General features: G+C 43.6%; 12 protein-coding genes and 1 pseudogene. 8 read left to right on the plus strand and 5 right to left on the minus strand.

From position 1 onward, the window contains the following. Nucleotides 1–76: 76 nt before the first annotated feature. Nucleotides 77–1,153, minus strand: coding sequence for a magnesium-protoporphyrin IX monomethyl ester (oxidative) cyclase (gene acsF / locus ACYTXL_RS21980; protein WP_461926580.1), 1,077 nt, complete (start codon nucleotides 1,151–1,153; stop codon nucleotides 77–79). Nucleotides 1,154–1,883: 730 nt separating this feature from the next. Between acsF and ACYTXL_RS21985 the strand changes: the two genes are divergently transcribed. Beyond that, nucleotides 1,884–2,378, plus strand: a complete 495-nt coding sequence (locus ACYTXL_RS21985; RefSeq protein WP_461926581.1) for a TM2 domain-containing protein — start codon at nucleotides 1,884–1,886, stop codon at nucleotides 2,376–2,378. A 59-nt stretch (nucleotides 2,379–2,437) separates the two neighbouring features. Here ACYTXL_RS21985 and ACYTXL_RS21990 read toward each other — a convergent pair whose 3' ends face one another. Continuing rightward, a complete protein-coding gene (locus ACYTXL_RS21990; protein ID WP_461926582.1) occupies nucleotides 2,438–3,097 on the minus strand; it encodes a DUF2996 domain-containing protein in 660 nt (219 codons plus the stop codon). Between the two features lie 786 nt (nucleotides 3,098–3,883). Then, complete coding sequence (purH, locus tag ACYTXL_RS21995) at nucleotides 3,884–5,404, minus strand: bifunctional phosphoribosylaminoimidazolecarboxamide formyltransferase/IMP cyclohydrolase (RefSeq protein ID WP_461926583.1); 1,521 nt, start codon at nucleotides 5,402–5,404, stop codon at nucleotides 3,884–3,886. A 516-nt stretch (nucleotides 5,405–5,920) separates the two neighbouring features. Here purH and ACYTXL_RS22000 point away from each other — a divergent pair. The 7 genes and pseudogenes from ACYTXL_RS22000 to ACYTXL_RS22030 form a co-directional block, all read left to right on the plus strand. Next, nucleotides 5,921–8,653: pseudogene (locus tag ACYTXL_RS22000) on the plus strand (beta strand repeat-containing protein); the annotation flags it as partial. Between the two features lie 322 nt (nucleotides 8,654–8,975). Then, nucleotides 8,976–9,596 carry an alpha/beta hydrolase gene (locus tag ACYTXL_RS22005; RefSeq protein WP_461926628.1) on the plus strand — a complete coding sequence of 207 codons (621 nt, stop codon included), beginning with the start codon at nucleotides 8,976–8,978 and terminating at the stop codon, nucleotides 9,594–9,596. 154 nt (nucleotides 9,597–9,750) lie between these two features. After that, complete coding sequence (gene isiD / locus ACYTXL_RS22010; protein ID WP_292761436.1) at nucleotides 9,751–9,963, plus strand: protein IsiD; 213 nt, start codon at nucleotides 9,751–9,753, stop codon at nucleotides 9,961–9,963. A 200-nt stretch (nucleotides 9,964–10,163) separates the two neighbouring features. Further along, nucleotides 10,164–11,354, plus strand: coding sequence for a bifunctional phosphopantothenoylcysteine decarboxylase/phosphopantothenate--cysteine ligase CoaBC (gene coaBC / locus ACYTXL_RS22015; RefSeq protein ID WP_461926584.1), 1,191 nt, complete (start codon nucleotides 10,164–10,166; stop codon nucleotides 11,352–11,354). A gap of 238 nt (nucleotides 11,355–11,592) precedes the next feature. Next, a complete protein-coding gene (locus ACYTXL_RS22020) occupies nucleotides 11,593–11,949 on the plus strand; it encodes a hypothetical protein (protein WP_461926585.1) in 357 nt (118 codons plus the stop codon). Between the two features lie 104 nt (nucleotides 11,950–12,053). Further along, on the plus strand, nucleotides 12,054–13,076 hold the full coding sequence (locus ACYTXL_RS22025; protein ID WP_461926629.1) for a spore photoproduct lyase family protein: 1,023 nt from the start codon (nucleotides 12,054–12,056) through the stop codon (nucleotides 13,074–13,076). A 274-nt stretch (nucleotides 13,077–13,350) separates the two neighbouring features. Then, nucleotides 13,351–14,832 (plus strand): site-2 protease family protein, encoded by a 1,482-nt coding sequence (locus ACYTXL_RS22030; protein ID WP_461926630.1) that lies wholly within the window; start codon nucleotides 13,351–13,353, stop codon nucleotides 14,830–14,832. Nucleotides 14,833–15,353: 521 nt separating this feature from the next. Here ACYTXL_RS22030 and ACYTXL_RS22035 read toward each other — a convergent pair. Further along, a complete protein-coding gene (locus ACYTXL_RS22035; protein WP_461926586.1) occupies nucleotides 15,354–16,616 on the minus strand; it encodes a glycoside hydrolase family 10 protein in 1,263 nt (420 codons plus the stop codon). A gap of 284 nt (nucleotides 16,617–16,900) precedes the next feature. Then, complete coding sequence (locus tag ACYTXL_RS22040; protein WP_461926587.1) at nucleotides 16,901–17,764, minus strand: hypothetical protein; 864 nt, start codon at nucleotides 17,762–17,764, stop codon at nucleotides 16,901–16,903. Nucleotides 17,765–17,772 lie beyond the last annotated feature (8 nt).

The raw sequence follows: 17,772 nt of genomic DNA on the forward strand, positions 1-17,772 counted from the left end.
CGCCTACCCAACTTTGACAAAAAAAGTGGCTCTGCAATCAGCAGAACCACTCAAGCTTTCGCAAACCTGTTATAACTTAACGAGCAGCCCCTTGAGTAGAAACAGTATCAATCGGTTTGATCAGGTACAGCCGCAATAACTGCCAGCCATTGGAGATGTAAAGCGGCAGTTTCTGAAAGAATTGCAGGAATTTGGGAGTGTTGGAGTTAGCGATCGCACTCAGTTTCCCATTATTGCTTATACAAGTATCCAAGCGCTGATAAAACTCTGGATTCTCAACATCCAACATCAGAGGGAATACCCTACCGGCGTTTTCATTAGTCTTCTGAATAACATGGATGTCATATTCTCGCGCATCTAGTCCAAGGGTGGCATAAAAGTCTTTCCGTTGGATGTCATTAAGATACATTGTCGCAAATACAGATAACAGGAAGAACCGACTCCACAGCCGTGCCTTCCAATCATTCAATATTTGCGGCTGAGATTTCATGATCGCATCAAAGAAATCGCCGTGACGGTTTTCATCTTGACACCAGTTTTCAAAGAACCGGAAGATTGGATAAATCCGATCTTCGGGATGTGCTTCTAAATGTCGATAAATAGTGATATAACGCCAATAACCAATTTTCTCAGAAAGATAAGTGGCGTAAAAGATGAATTTTGGCTTAAAGAAGGTATAATTGCGGCTCTTAGTCAAAAACCCTAAATCTAGGGACAGATTAAAGTCCGACATAGCTTTGTTCAAAAACCCAGCGTGACGCGCTTCATCGCGTGACATCAGGTTAAAACACTCTGCTAAGACGGGGCTTTTGCCTTTCAAGCGACGACCAAGTTCTTTATACAGCAAAAAGCCGGAAAACTCTGCCGTACAGGAACGTTCTAGAAACTCAACGAATAATCGGCGAGTTTCCCCATCAATATGATCCCAGGATTGTTCAAACTCGGCATCCCGAACAAAGTGATGGCGGTTGTAGTCAGTGCGGAACTCTTCGAGAATGGCTCTTAACTCGTCTTCGTTGACGGAGATATCCATCCGCGCCATTTCATCAAAATCGGTAGTATAAAACCGAGGTGTTAACAGGGTTTCTTTTGCCGGGACTTTAATTCCTGGCCGGATTTCTTCAAAGCCTGGTTTTTTGAGGGAATCTACCATGTCTTGATTGCTCTTTCGTCTTTATTTTCTTGATGTACACCCTTTGGGTGACGCTACGCACAGTCGCTACCGCTACGCTAACGGCAGATCCTCATGGGGGAAACCCTCTCTGAGCGACTGCCTCACCAAAAAGCCAAGGCTAATGCTTTGGCAAGGCGCAACAGCCCAGAATATCCATTTGTATAAAGTTTAGTCTACCAAGGTGTGGGTTACAAATTAGTAAGCAAAACATTAAGAGTTGCAACAATGATTGAATGTTTGCGGAATCTAAAATCGCAGATTGGTTGATTATCTGAATAATTAACAATCCCTGATTAGCATAATTACTGAGAATTTTTCACAATTCTAGTGATATGTTACACTTTTATCAATAACTATAGGTTGGATACTGCTCACAGCATCAAATCAGAGTTGGAGCTAACAGCAGTATATAAACCTCATCTAAGTTGAGAACCGTAGTTTTCGCCCTCACCCTAAATCCCTCTCCCATATCTGGGAGACGGACTTTGAAATTCTGACTCCCCTTCTCCCAGATTTGGGAGAAGGGGTTGGGGGATGAGGGCAAATCCTTTTGATCACAGAATAACTACAGATTTCAAGATAGACGTGGTTTAACTACAAAAATTGCCAGGAAACAACTGGTTCAATATGTAAGTCTAGCTATCCATATTTAGTATAAAAAACAATTTTAGACAGACAACAAAAGTAAATCCAAAGGGTTGAAAACAAGATGAATCTTGAAAACAATCAGCATAAAGACCGACTTCTTGTATCTTACATCTTGTGTGCAGCGCTTTTTTTAGGATTAGGAGGACTGCACCGTTTGTATAATGGCAAAATCGGGACTGGTTTGTTGTGGCTGTTGACCGGTGGTGTTTTCGGTATAGGACAGTTCGTGGATTTGTTCATCATTCCCAATATGGTTGACGAATACGAAGATAAGCTGAGATTAAAAGCGGGTGTATCTCCCTTTGGTGTGCCGTTAAATCAAGCAGTGGTTGCTTCTCAAGTCCACCGTCCAACTGGGAACCAACTCATGATTAAACTGATCGAAGCGGCAGAAAGCAAGGGTGGTATTTTAACTGTCACTCAAGGCGTGATGTTCACCGGAGCTAGCTTTGCTGAAGTAGAAGCTACTCTTAAGGAAATGTACAAATCAGGTTATGTGAAAATTGATAACGACCCCAATACTGGAGCCGTTACCTACCATTTCCACGAACTTTAATTGTTATTAGTCATTTGTCCTTTGTCCTTTGTTAAAAACCAATGACCAATGACTAATGACTAATTTCTACCTAACCACTTTTGACCGTCTAAGCGCTGAACTAAGCCAAATACCAACAAATCGAGTGTAACTCTGCGCTCATCAATTAAGAATGACTCAAGAGTGCTAGGTTTTTTGCCTTCATTACAAGAAAATCCCTTTTTCCCTTGAATATCTTCTTCGGGAAAATACAGGTTAAACTGACGTTGACCTATTTCCGACCAACTGCCGATAATTTGCCAGCATTCTTCGGCGGATTCAAAGCCAGTGATTGGCACCTTCTGCTTGGCAAAAGACACCTGTAAATCTTGCACGCCTTGTTGAGCGATCGCTTTTTCTAAAGCTGGTAAGTAATCTTGCTCAATAAACTCTACAAATGGCTTATCTTCAACAGCTGGGGCTTTTTCCTTTTTGGCGGCTTTAGCGGCGGCGGCGGGTTTTTCTTCTGTCGCGGCGGCTGCGGGTTTTTCTCGCTTGGGTGATGCAGCAGCTGGTTTAGCAGCATTGGGGTTATCTTCGGGGTTTGCGGCTTTCGGATCTGGCGCGTTGGCAGTAGGAAGGTCTGTAGGTTCGGGTGAGTCTGTACTAGGAGCGTGTTCTTCGGCCACACTGGGAGCTTGCTTGTCAACAGTGCTGGGAGCTACTTCTCCCGCTTGATTGTGATTGGTTTGGTCTGCCATTGCTCAGGTCAATCCTTTAATCTAGCTTTGGGAGCGATCGCTCACCTTGAGGTATCGGGTATTTTTATTTTGACATACTACTACCTCTGCCCGGAATTCTTAATTTGTAATTCAGATACCGCCAGGATTTTATTGGGGTAGAAGTCTCTTTTGATACCCTGCTGTCACACAATCATCAATAAATTGTAGAACAAAAGGCCAGAGTTCCGGCGCACCTGTTTCTACTGGTGCTACCCTTTGATAACCTGATCGCGCCTAATGCCATGAATGCGCCAACTTCCGCCCTGAGTTTGCTGATTATGCACAATTAAAAAGCGCCTGGGAGTGTTGCCGTGTTTCCACCCCAAACGCTTTTTATTTTTAACTTGCTCCTCACACAAATAAATAGTATCACTGCTTCTATCAAAAGGCGAGTATAGTAAGTGACACTTTCAGAACTGCACCAGCAATTTACATTTATATATGCAAATTAAAAAAATGCCTGGGAGTGTTGCCGTGTTTCCACCCCAGGCATTTCTTATTCTCAACTTGCTCCTCACACACAAGTAAACCCTATCACTACTTCTATCAAATGGCAAGTATATTGAGTAATACTTTCAAAACTGCACAACGAATCCAAATTCTGACAAATTAAAAAGCGCTTGGGAGTGTTGCCGTGTTTCCACCCCAGGCGCTCTTTATTTTTAACTTGCTCCTCACACACAAGTAAACCATATCACTACTTCTATCAAAGGGCAAGTATATTAAGTGACACTTTCAAAACTGCACACCTTACAAAAAAGAATTTTAGTGTAAAAAATGACGTATACCAGTTAAGACCATCACCAAACCCAGTTCATTCGCAGCTTTAATTGAATCTTGATCGCGCAAACTTCCCCCTGGTTGGACGATGGCTGTAATTCCTGCTGCTGCGGCTGTTCTGACTGAATCATCGAAGGGGAAAAATCCATCGCTGGCGAGAATTGCGCTTTTGGCTTTTTCTCCAGCTTGTTCTAGAGCTATTTTAACTGAGCCGACGCGGTTCATTTGACCAGCACCTACTCCTAGTGTAGTCCGATCGCTTGTCACAACAATGGCATTAGATTTAACGTGTTTGCAAACTTTCCAAGCAAACAGGAATTCTGCTAATTCGTCGGGTGTGGGTTGACGTTCGGTGACTACTTGCCATTGACTGGCGTCAGCAATTACGTCATCACTAGCTTGGACAAGGAAACCACCTGCGATCGCTTTCACTGTATCCTTGGAACCACTGCTCAAATCTGGTAAAATCAAAACTCGCACATTAGATTTTTTGCCAAGGATTTCTTGAGCTTCGGGATCACAACTTGGTGCAAACACGCATTCTAAAAATGTTTTGGTTAACTCACTAGCTGTAGCCGCATCAATGGGGCGGTTGAGTGCGACAATCCCACCAAAAGCCGAAACAGAATCAGCGTTGAAAGCTTTTTGATACGCTTCGGAAATAGTACTTCCCAGTGCCGTACCACAGGGATTTGTATGTTTGATAATCGTTGCTGCTGGGGTATCAGTAAACTCAGCAATAATTCGTCGTGCGGCTTCTAAATCAACTAAGTTATTGTAACTAAGTTCTTTGCCTTGTAATTTCGTTGCGGCTGTCCATCCCGTTGGAGTAATACCAGTTTGATACCAAGCGGCGGGTTGATGGGGGTTCTCGCCGTAACGCAGAGATTGCAATTGCCTGCCGCTAAGGGTGTAATTTTCTGTTTCTGCGAGATAAGATGCTATCGCTTGATCATAACTAGCAGTGTGCGAAAATCCTTTTAATGCCGCCTTTTGGCGAAACTCTAGGGATGCTTCGCCATTATTTTGGCGTAATTCCTCCAAATACTCGTCATACTGCGCTGGATCGCATAATACAGCCAGATGAGCGAAGTTTTTCGATGATGCTCGTAGCATAGCAGGACCACCGATATCAATTTGTTCAACAGCTTCGGATAATGTTACTCCTGGTTTAGCGATCGTTTCTTCAAAAGGATATAGATTCACCACCACTAAATCAATTGGGCGAATTTGATTATTTTCTAAATCTGTAATATCTTCGGGAACATCTCGCCGGGCCAAAATTCCGCCGTGAATTCGGGGATGCAGCGTTTTGACTCGACCACCTAAAATTTCTGGTGAACCTGTATAATCTGCAACTTTGGTAACAGGGAGTCCCGCATCCTTGAGGGCTTGGGCTGTTCCCCCACTGCTGATTAAATCAAAGTCAAATTCTTCAACCAAGCTACGGGCTAGGTCAATTAAACCAGTTTTGTTAGATACACTCAGCAGGGCTAAACGCGCCATTGATCAATTCCTTAAAAGTAAGCTGGAAGCGAAGGATCTCAAGTTTTACATAAGCCTTGGTTCAGTTCAAGACCATGAGGAATCATTCTGAGATCCGGTAGTGGCGTGGCAACAAAAGGAGGTAGACAGCTTCTCCGTAACTCCTTTCACATTGAACAGTTTGGGCTAGCAAGGATAACAGTCGATGAAAGAGAAAATATTCTGGCGATGATACTTGGGGGTGGTTGAATGGGAAAAGATCCCAAAAGCTATGCTATTGATAATTAAAACCGCGTGTTTTCTTATGGAACTATTTACTATTGGTCACTCAAATCAAAGCATTCAAGCTTTATCGAGCTTTGGCTGATGTGTGATCGCATCCCTATAGTCATTACTTGCACCATTTTAACCGCTCAAGGGTGAGATGAGAATATGTCCAAACTTCAACATTAGGGGAATTTTTGTGCGCTTCAACAGCACTAATTGCAACTTGATAACTTAATTTACTCAAAAAATTGATTCAGGTAGGAAAAAGTTATGGCAAATATCATTGGAACCAACGGTAATGATACCTTACTGGGCACTAACGGCACAGATACGATTAATGGTAAAGCAGGTAACGATACGATCACAGCTAGTAACGACACTCTGACTGGTGGCGGTGGCAAGGATAAATTTGTCTACAACTTCACCTATGACCAGTATTACAACCTGATTAGCAACACCGATACTATCACTGATTTCGGTGGCGTAGGTAAAGGCGTAATTCCCTCAGCAGCAGTCATTGCCGAAGTGGATACCATCAAATTCCAAGGTGCTGGATTGACTGCTCAAAATCTGCTGCTCACTCAGAATGGCAGCAATCTGGAAATCACCTTTGAAGGGGTAGGTGGTGCAGCTGGTACAAAAGTCATCCTTCAAAACTTCAAATTAGAAAACCTGGATAATTTGCCAGCAACTTCTTCACGACCAGCTATTGGCAATATCCTGTTTGATGGACAAACCAGCATCGCCGACAGTTTTGATGTGTTTAATGCCAACTCCACTCAAACTAACCTGTTCAATAAGAACACCGTGACATTCCTCAATGACCTCGACAATAACATTACAGGTTTTGACAGATCAAATGATGTGGTGAATGGTCAGGGAGGTAATGACAAAATCGATGGCAAGAGTGGTAACGACCTGCTGCGCGGTGGTACGGGCAATGATACTCTCATTGGTGGTGAAGGGGATGACTCCCTTAATGGTGGTGAAGGGGATGACTCCCTTAATGGTGGTGAAGGGGATGATTCCCTTAATGGTGGTACTGGTAACGACCTATTACGTGGTGATGCCGGCGATGACTCGCTTCTTGGTGGTACGGGCAATGACACCCTTATTGGTGGTGCTGGCAATGACACCCTTATTGGTGGTACGGAGAATGACACCCTTATTGGTGGTATTGGTGACGATAGCTTGAATGTTGGTTCTTTGAGTTTTGATTCTTTAGTAGTAGCAGGCGATCAGCTGCTCTCTGGTGACGATGGCAACGATACTCTCTCTGCATCAGGCTACGACATCCGCGAGGACACCCGTTACACCTCTGGGAATAACACCCTCAACGGTGGTGCTGGTGACGATTACTTGATTGTTCACTTTTCAAAAGGCAATAACTTGCTGAATGGTGGTGACGGCAACGATACGTTCTCCGAGTACAACAATGGCAATGATACGCTAGATGGAGGTAAAGGTGACGATTTGTTGTCCTATAACTCCGGTTACGCGACCAGGGGAATCACTTCGACTTTCAATCCTACTACTAAGCTTGGCTCAATTACCCAAGACACGAATCAGGTTAGCTACAAGAATATCGAACGATTAGATATTATAGGTACATCCTACGATGACAATATTGTGGGTAGCAATGGCAACGATACGCTCGATCCGGGCAATAGTGGGAATGATAGGATAGATGGGGGCGCAGGTGATGATTTATTGTCTTATAGCAATAACTCCACTGGTGCGGGAATCACTTCAACTTTCAATACTACCACTAATACTGGAACAATTACGGCGGGCGGGGAGCGGGTTAGCTACAAGAATATCGAACGATTAGATATCACAGCTGGATTTGGCGATGACAATATTGTGGGTAGCAATGGCAACGATACGCTCGATCCGGGCAGGAGTGGCAATGATACCATAGATGGGGGCGCAGGTGACGATTTGTTATCCTATAGCTATAACTCCTCTGGCGCGGGAATCACTTCAACTTTCGATGCTACCACTAATACTGGAACAATTACGGCGGGCACGAGACTAGTTAGCTACAAAAATATCGAACGATTAAATATCACAGGTACAGACTACGATGACAATATTGTGGGAAGCAAGGGCAATGATACGCTCGATCCGGGCAGGAGTGGCAATGATACCATAGATGGGGGCGCAGGTGACGATTTATTGTCCTATAGCTCCGATGGCGACGGAATCACTTCGACTTTCGATGCTACCACTAATACTGGCTTAATTACGACAGGCAGGGATCGGGTTAGCTACAAGAATATCGAACGATTAAATATCACAGGTACAGAGTCGGATGACAATATTGTGGGGAGCAATGGCAACGATACGATAATAGGAAACATTACATATTTCCCGCCGGGCAGTTACGATGCCATTGACTTTATTAGTGGCAATGACACAATAGATGGGGGCAAAGGTGACGATTTGTTGATCGTCGATGACAGCAATAGTAGCCAGATCACTTCGACTTTCAATTCCTCCACTAACACTGGAGCAATTACGGATGGCACGAATCGGATTAGCTACAAGAATATCGAAGGATTAGATATCACAGCTACATCCTACGATGACAATATTGTGGGGAGTAATGGGAATGATATCCTCAAAGGTGCTTCTGGCAATGACATCTTGACAGGTGGCAAGGGGAATGATACCCTCTATGGTAATAATGGTACTGATACCTTTGCTTTCAATAGTTTCAATGAAGGCATTGATAGACTTTATGACTTCAACACTACTAATGAACTAATTCAAGTATCGGCTGCTGGTTTTGGTGGCGGGTTATCAATCGGTTCACTTCAGAAAAGTCAGTTTAGAATCGGAGCATCTGCAACCACTAGCACTCAGCGATTTATTTACAACAATGTTACTGGTGCATTGTTCTTTGACCAAGATGGCAGTGCCAGTGCCTTTACTCAGGTACAATTTGGACAACTTTTAAGTGGGTTGTCACTAACCAAAAACAATTTTGTGGTTGTTTAATCGTGATTAGCACTCTATCACTCTAAGCAGAGAAAATCGGAAATGGTCGGATTGCGAGGTGTCTAAAATAGCAACTCGCATCCGATTGATCAATGTAATTATAGCGAGCGATCGCGCTTCGGGACAGGCTTCGCTTAGTGCAATGACATATCGGAAGTGATTAGACGAGCTTGAGTATGATTCGCTGTTAACTCAAAACTGCCAATTTCTGTCTTCCATAAATTCCCTTAACAACGATCGCATTCTTTGAACAAGCATTAAATACTAAGTCTGCTTGAAGAGATAGGATCTATTAGAAGAGTATAATTTTAGGAGTAAACCTCTGTCTTTACAATTTCTCACCGTTCCTCCTGCAACTTCTCAACCCCCCGCAGGCTTAATTGTCACTTTGCATGGTTGGGGTGCTAATGCTGAGGATGTCGCATCTTTATTACCCTTGCTCAACTTACCTGATTACCAGTTTGTATTACCCAATGCACCTTATCCTTATCCCTATTCCCCTGTAGGGAGGGCATGGTATGACCTGCGGGTGGAGAATATGTATGAAGGGTTGCCAGAAAGTCGGCAACTACTAACAGATTTCTTAGAATCTTTAGAAAGTAGCACTGGCGTCCCTTTATCACGCACCATTTTAAGTGGATTTTCTCAAGGCGGAGCAATGACTTTAGATGTCGGCTCAAAATTGCCCCTAGCAGGTTTAGTTGTGATGAGCGGGTATCTACATCCAGACGCAATAACAGTAGCTAAAAGCGGGATTGGGCCAACTTTAATCACCCACGGGAGATATGATGAAGTTGTCCCACTGAAAGCCGCGTGGAAGGCACGAGAAACTCTCAAGTCTCTAGGAGTGGCGGTAGAATACCACGAATTTGACATGGGGCATGAAATACATCCGCAAACCTTAGAGGTACTACGGAATTTCGTTGTAAATACAATTGGTTAGTCAGCATTACGAATTTTTTATAAATTCTGGTACAAATTCTGACAATTTTCACAAAATTAATGACTTCTAATGAGTAATATATATTGGGTGGGTGCGTTTAACGCAACTTAACCCATGCTGAAGGCGATTGCTGCATAAGAGAGGGGCAAGCATTATGACAACTCTAAGCATTTCCCAAAAAGAAATTGCTGCCATGACTGCGGCAGAAGTAGAAGAACTAGCGACACGTCTGGAACTGGATAATTATAGCAATGCTTTTGAGGGTTTAAATGATTGGCATCTATTGCGAGCGATCGCATTTCAGCGTCCAGAGTTAGTTGAACCCTATATCTACCTCTTAGACTTGGAACCCTACGATGAAGCGTAGCAATTTTAGATTTTAGATTTTAGATTGGGGTCAACTGGCTACAATCAAAGATTATCAGGGTTAATATATCACTTGCTTAATCCGAAAGTACCAATGCAATCTGCCTTAAATCCAAAATCCGTCTTGAAAAGTTTGCCACGGAGGGAAACCCTCGTTACAACTTTTGTCTCCGACACGCTACGCGAACGCAAAATCCAAAATTGAACAGGGTTCTAATTGCTGTAGGTGGCGGTATCGCCGCCTACAAAATTTGTGAATTGGTTTCGACGCTGTTTAAAACCGGGGTGGAAGTTCGAGTCATCCTCACCCGTTCGGCGCAAAAATTTATCACGCCTCTGACAATAGCCACCCTATCTCGTCATCCCGCCTACACAGATGATGATTTTTGGCAACCAACTCACTCTCGTCCGTTGCATATTGACTTGGGCGAATGGGCAGATGTTATAGTAATTGCTCCCTTGACAGCTAATACATTAGCAAAGTTAGCCTACGGGATGGCTGATAATTTACTCACAAATGCCGTGCTGGCTTCTACTTGTCCTGTGCTGTTAGTACCCGCAATGAATACGGATATGTGGGAACAGCGATCAGTGCAACGGAATTGGCAACAGCTATTGACAGATAGCCGATATCATGGAATGAGTACAGCATCGGGTTTATTAGCGTGCGATCGCATCGGTGCTGGTAGATTAGCAGAACCTCCAGAAATTTTGGCTCACATCCAATCGTTGTTACACACTCAAGGTAAACGAGATTTAGCAGGTAAACGAGTGTTAATTAGTGCTGGGGGAACGCGAGAGTATCTTGACCCAGTGCGGTTTATTGGTAATCCTTCCACAGGTAAAATGGGATTGGCGCTATCTCAAGCCGCACTTCACCGAGGGGCAAACGTCACCTTAGTATATGGCCTAGCTAATTGGGATGTACCATTGGGAGTGCAAGCAATCCCTGTTGTTAGTGCCGAACAAATGGAGCACCTCATGCTGGAATGTTTACCCAACGCTGATGTAATTGTCATGTCAGCAGCCGTAGCAGATGTGAAGCCACGAGATTATAGTACAGAGAAATTGCCTAAGCGATCGCTCCCCCAAGCTTTACCTCTGGAACCAGTACCAGATATAATCGCCCAGTTAGCACAACTCAAACAGCCGCATCAGATATTAATTGGTTTTGCTGCACAAACTGGGGATATTGTCAAGCCTGCGCTAGAAAAATTACAGAATAAAAAATTGGATGTGATTGTTGCTAATCCCATCGATCAACCTGATAGTGGTTTTGGTAGTGATAACAATCAAGCAATATTTTTAGATAGTCAAGGACGGCAGCTAGCGATCGCACCTTGTTCTAAATTAGAAATGGCGCATCAATTATTTGATTTTGTCATCACTTGATAAATTTGCCGTAGCTAAGATGATCTGCTTGCATAAGCTGAAATATCAATACGCTTGGATTAGGGCTGAAGTAGTTTTAAAGAATTCTTATTGATATACATTCATGACCTTGGCATCACCGCAATTGAAAAAGGAAACTACTACTTTGAATTGGGTATAACCCCTATGTTCTATGACTTCAAGTCACTTTTCTAGATTTTATAATATAAGTAAGACATAAAAATAACGCTTCAATTATATGAAAATACTCTCATCAGAGCTAGTCCATTTGGGATTTGGCAAATATGTGCGTTCTGACCAAATAACAGCAGTTATACCAATAGAAGAAGAGCGAGGACCAGGGCGACGAACCTTTGTTCACATTCAAGGACAAAGTGATCCAATTATCGCCTCTCGCGCTGAAGATACCATCGTGCGTGATTTAGTACAAGAGCCAGGCGAGGTTACTCAAGCCCGTCAGCAGCAAGAAATTCTTCAAGATTTATTGGTTAATTTAGCTAATGTTAATTCCACTGTGCGTCGAATTAACCGTGATGAAGGCAGTTTGGATCTTGATTTGTTAGAGCGACGAATTAAGCAAGTCCTGGAAAATTAATTGCAGAAATCAGCAAACTTTCATAACGGAGAACGATATTGCTGAATACAATTACAGACCAAGTTTCAGTATCAGAGACACAAAAAAGATCGCCAAGGTTGTGGATACCTGAACGGGTATTGTTTACACCTGCTGCCCTAGATGAAGATTGGGGGCAGCAGATTCTTAAACGTGTGCAGTCACTCAACTTACGAATAGAAGAACTATCACAGAACCGCCTGAAGGGTTTGCGCGGTGAATCTGAACGGGATACTTACAACATCGCCAAGCGTACCTTAGCGGTAGTTACTGCACCACCCAGTTCTTTTAACCTGAGTCCGATCCCACCTTCTGCGGATTGGCAGTTTCACCTTGCCGAAGGTTGTCCCGCTCACTGTCAATACTGCTACCTAGCAGGTAGCTTATCGGGGCCACCTGTAATTCGCGTTTTTGCTAACCTACCGCAGATATTAGAGAACTTAGCGAACTACGAGCAACAGGGGAAAACCACGAGTTTTGAAGTTAGCTGTTACACTGACCCATTGGGTATTGAGCATTTAACTGGAAGTCTTGCTGAATGTATCCGTTACTTTGGCACTCGTACCAATGTACATCTACGTTGGGTATCGAAGTTTGATGCTGTGGATGGATTACTCGATTTACCACACAATGGGCATACTCGCTGTCGGATGAGTGTTAATGCAGCACCAATTTCTGGTAAGTTTGAAGGTGGAACAGCATCGGTATCATCCAGACTTAATGCATTGCGACGGTTGGCACTACCATTAGAGCGTGGCGGTGGTGGTTATCCAGTAGGCTTGGTTATCGCGCCAATTATGCCAATAGACGATTGGCAAATGCACTATAGTCGTTTGTTTGACCAGATAAACGAAGCACTGGATTTTGACTGTAACCTTACCTTTGAGTTAATCTCCCATCGGTTCACACCAGGGTCAAAAGAAGTGTTACAAACTTGGTATCCGCAATCAAAATTAGAGATGGATGAGGCAAAACGCAGCGTCAAGCGTAATAAGTTTGGTGGGACGAAGTACGTTTACGATCGCGACACAATGAAGGCATTGCGTTGCTTTTTTGAGAGTGAGATTACTAAGCGCTTTCCAAATGCTGAAATTCTTTATTGGACTTAGAAGACTACTTCGCTCAGATACAGTTTGAACTCTTTAACTACTCATATCATGTCCGGTAAATTAGTTGTAATTCCTGCGTGACCTCTCCCCCAGCCCCTCCCCTACTAGGAGGTGAGCCTGTACCCAATGGGTATAGCCGGGGTGAGGTTCTTTTCTTATGGGCACTACGCAAAGTAGGATAATTTGGGCAGACTACAGGTGGCGTTATACATTAATAAGTGTATCTGCAATACCGGACTTGTTCTGGCTCAGTCTCAATAGCAAAGGTTTGGAGATGTCTACTTTATCAGAAACTTCTATCCTGGCGGCAATCCTACTAGTAGCTTTAGGCATTTTGGGCTGGGGCTTTTATCGCGCCAGACCTTTTGGTAAGCTGGGAATCTTAGCCTGGTTACAGTCGGTGGTGTTGATGACTCCCTGGCTGCTGTTTTTTGGATTGTTTGCCATCGGGATTTACATCAATATAGCGGGTATATTGTTCTTAGTAGTGACTTCAGCCGGATTGTACATCTTCTTGGGCAGACAGTTACGCGCAGCTGGGCAAGATGCCATCCTCAAGCAACGCGCCACAGAAAGACTCGCGGCTGATTCCTCACTTGCAGCAAATTCCCCACAATTAGCAGTCGCAGAACTGAAAGCAGAGATTCCGCCAATACCGGAAGATGACTTAAATGCAATTAAAGGCATTTTCGGGATTGATACGTTTTTTGCCACAGAAACGATCGCCTACCAAGATGGAGCGATTTTCAAAGGCAATCTGCGGGGAGAACCAGAAGAGGTTCACAACCGTCTAACTGCAAGTTTACGGCAACGCCTTGGTGATCAATATCGCCTGTTTTTAGTGGAAAACACAGACGATAGACCAGTGATAATTGTCCTGCCGAGTCGCAACGATCCCCGTCCGATGTTGTTATCGCAAAAAGTTTTTGCAGGTATTCTGTTGATCGGAACTATTGCCACAAGTTTTGAAGCTGCGGGCTTATTGCTGAATTTTGATTTCTTTGGCAATCCAGGGCGATTCAGAGAAGCTTTGCCCATAGGTGCTGGGATATTGACGATTTTAGTAGCTCACGAAATTGGTCATTGGATACTTGCCCAGCGTCACCAAATTCGCCTTAGCTGGCCTTTCTTTCTGCCTGCTGTGCAAATTGGCTCTTTTGGTGCAATTACCCGCTTTGAGTCTCTGTTGCCCAACCGCAAGGTATTATTTGATATCGCCCTGGCAGGGCCAGCCGCAGGTGGTATTGTCTCTTTATTAATGCTGGTGACGGGCTTGCTACTTTCCCACCCAGGTAGTTTATTTCAATTGCCAAATCAGTTTTTCCAAGGGTCGATTTTGGTTGGGAGTTTGGCGCGAGTTGTCCTTGGTTCAGCGTTGCAGTCGCCCTTGGTAAGTGTTCATCCCTTAGTGGTGATTGGTTGGCTGGGGTTAGTAATTACCGCTTTGAACTTGATGCCCGCAGGACAACTAGATGGTGGCCGCATTGTTCAGGCAATTTATGGACGCAAAACCGCAGGACGAGCAACGATCGCAACTTTAATTTTACTGGCGCTAGTGTCTCTTGGTAACACTCTTGCCATGTACTGGGCGATCGTGATTTTCTTTTTGCAACGGGATCAAGAACGTCCTAGCTTGAATGAAGTCACTGAACCAGATGACGCTAGAGCCGCTTTGGGTCTTTTAGCTCTATTCTTGATGATTACTACGCTCTTACCTCTAACTCCCGGCTTGGCTGGGCGTTTGGGAATAGGATAGTGTTCTGAGTTGAATGGCACTAAGACCAGATTCAGATGGAGAGAACTTAATGGGATAATTTTTTGTTAAGAGTTGAAAATGCTTCTTCTCAGTTGAGTGTAGTACCAAGCGAACCATTCTCTGTGCAGGGAACAGTATCATGGGAATTTTGATAAAAAAGCAAGTGCCAACAAGCCAGGGCTATTTCATTCTAGATAGGACTACGCACGAGTTACGGAATAACGAACCGCAGAGGCACAGAGAAGCCAGTGTGTTGCGGGGGTTCCTCCCATTGTAAGCTAATCGTCATTCATTTTTCCAGAATGATTCGCTTGTAGTAAGGGCTTCAGCCCTGCTTTTATGCAACTTAAATGCTCATTAGCTTAGCAACTGGCGCGGCGCAAAGAAATTAGAGTTTGAGAGATATTTTGCGTAAGTCCTATTAGACATAAACCGCCCGGAACTTCAGTTCCGGGCTAATAGCTAAAGTCCATTTTAACGGACTATAACCTTTTCTCAGTCCTCTAAAAGATTTATAAAAATTAACTCGACGGTTTCCAACCTGCGAGTAAATTCGGATAAGCTACGGGTGTGGGGAAGATTTTCTGGAAGCCAGTTTGACGCTCTTGGGGCTTTTCTTTGCTCATATTCCAGAGGGTTTCATAGAAAAAGAAGGAGACTCCCGCAAAATTGCGATCGCGGATTTTTTGCACTTGTGTCTGAATCTGTTCCATTGGTACAGATCGGTTTTTCAACCCAGCCAAAATGCCAACACTCACTGGAATATGGCTCTTGGCTGCTTTCACTTCTGGATACTCTAATTCGCTGATAAAAACATTCAAGTCATCTCGATATACCTGCAAAACTAAGTCTTCAATAATTCCCAGCCGTTCCCACTTCTGCCAATCTGCTAAAGAGAAGTCGTAGGAGAAACGTTGAGGATTCGGAGCAACGGAAACCAAGCAATCTTTTTTAGTAGCTTTAATCGCTTTGAATACCCGTTTCATAAACTCGGTAATTTTGTTAGCTCTCCAGCGCACCCATTCTGGATCTTGAGAGTCTTTGGAGGGAGCTTGACCACGGTGTTCTTTTTTGAAAAGTGCCACTGTATAGGCATCGTACCCTAATTCTGATGGTAAGCCAAAATGGTCATCAAATTGAATACCATCAATATTGTAATTTCTAACAATTTCAACGATTAAATCTTGGATGAACTGTTGTACTTCTGGGCGAAAGGGATTTAGCCAAACACGGTTATGTCTGCCATCTTTGACAATCAGAGTCCCATCGCTGCGACTGGTGAGCCATTGGGGACGATTTTTAGCTAATAGAGAATCGGCTGGTGCCATGAAGCCAAATTCAAACCAGGGAATCACTGTTAACCCTTTTTGATGTCCCACACCAACAATTTCTTTGAGGATATCTCGCCCTTGCAATCCAGGTGTAGGATCGAGCGATCGCCCGATAACTTTGGCTGCAACTTTGCTAGGATACAATGTATATCCCCAATTCCAAACCGCCGGATATATCGTGTTAAAATTAAGTTCGTCAAGGCGTTGCAAAGATCCCTTGAGGCGATCGCGCTCAAATAATACATCACTATCAATATTTGTTAACCACACTCCCCTTAACTCAGATACTGGCCTTGACGGCAGATTAATTTGAGCGTTCAAGGGTAACGATAGCATCACCGTAGCTACCACACTCAAGGTAACTATAACAGCAAACAAAAGAGACTTTTTGCTTTGGCGAATATTCCACCAAGAAGGAAACTCAACACACCAATTTACAAATCTTTTTATCATTTGGCTACAGCCATGATCAAATTATCAACAATTAGCAGAAATAGCGATCGTTTCGATTGTAAGCGCTAAAACAATCGCTATTTAAACCGCCTCTATCTTGAAACCTGTAGTTCTTTGGTGATCAAAAGGATTTGCCCTCATCCCCCAACCCCTTCTCCCAAATCTGGGACAAGGGGAGCCAGAATTTCAAAGTCCCTCTCCCATATCTGGGAGAGGGATTTACGGTGAGGGCAAAAACTACGGTTCTCAACTTAGATGAGGTTTAATTCCATCAATCAGGTTTCTTATTGTGCCGTGACTGCAATCTGATTCCAGGCTTTGACTGCTGCTTGTAAATTCTTTGGCAGGTTATTTTGAGAAATATCGTTGTACTGAACCGTACCCTCTTGGCTGGTGAGAGTGAAGGTGATATAATCAGCAGAACCACTGGGGGCTGGGTAACTCAGATTCTGGAATTTATTAAATTTAGAACGTTCTAAAAATCTCTGAAATTGTTGCACCTGTTGCACAGAAACACGGCGAACAGTACGCTCAGAATCATTGGCATCACCAATCCGTACGCGAATCAATCGCCCATCTTTAAGTAAAATAGTCTCGTAGGTTCTACCAGTAATACCACCACTCGAGATTTGCCGAAATACTACATCTCTATTTAACGGTGGTGGTAACTCGCTGACTGGAATTTGCACAGGGGCTAGTGTACTTTCATTAGCTTTTTCATTCAGCCTGACTGCGGAACCTGTTTGATTGGTATGATAAGTCCAGTTTTGTTTGCCATTAGATACCACAACCAGCCAACCTGGAACTAACGCTTGGGTGCAGAGTTCATCAGGTTGAGGCACTTCCAAGCAACCATTACGCCAAGTCTGTTGATTATAATGAATAATTTGCAGTTCTCTGATTAAAATTCCCTGTCTGCGGGCTAAATCTCGCAGTACCGCGTTACCTACTGGAGGTGGCAACTGGTTGGGTTTAATATTGTCTTTAAGAACTTCGTTGCTTGTTTCTAGCGAGAAGTTCGCAGAAGCAGCTATAGCCCCTTTGATAAGTGGTGAACCGCTAGCAACAGACAAAATTCCAGCTAAAATCAAAGCAGTCAAAATTCGCGCTTGATTGGGCTTAAAGTATTTTTTCAGCATAATTTTCATAGTAATAT

Source organism: Nostoc sp., from assembly GCF_054880495.1.

Coding starts and splice junctions, on each gene's coding strand:
- acsF (WP_461926580.1), bottom strand. CDS start 1,153: ATGGTAGATTCCCTCAAAAAACCAGGCTTTGAAGAAATCCGGCCAGGA.
- ACYTXL_RS21985 (WP_461926581.1), top strand. CDS start 1,884: ATGAATCTTGAAAACAATCAGCATAAAGACCGACTTCTTGTATCTTAC.
- ACYTXL_RS21990 (WP_461926582.1), bottom strand. CDS start 3,097: ATGGCAGACCAAACCAATCACAATCAAGCGGGAGAAGTAGCTCCCAGC.
- purH (WP_461926583.1), bottom strand. CDS start 5,404: ATGGCGCGTTTAGCCCTGCTGAGTGTATCTAACAAAACTGGTTTAATT.
- isiD (WP_292761436.1), top strand. CDS start 9,751: ATGACAACTCTAAGCATTTCCCAAAAAGAAATTGCTGCCATGACTGCG.
- ACYTXL_RS22020 (WP_461926585.1), top strand. CDS start 11,593: ATGAAAATACTCTCATCAGAGCTAGTCCATTTGGGATTTGGCAAATAT.
- ACYTXL_RS22030 (WP_461926630.1), top strand. CDS start 13,351: ATGTCTACTTTATCAGAAACTTCTATCCTGGCGGCAATCCTACTAGTA.
- ACYTXL_RS22035 (WP_461926586.1), bottom strand. CDS start 16,616: ATGATAAAAAGATTTGTAAATTGGTGTGTTGAGTTTCCTTCTTGGTGG.
- ACYTXL_RS22040 (WP_461926587.1), bottom strand. CDS start 17,764: ATGAAAATTATGCTGAAAAAATACTTTAAGCCCAATCAAGCGCGAATT.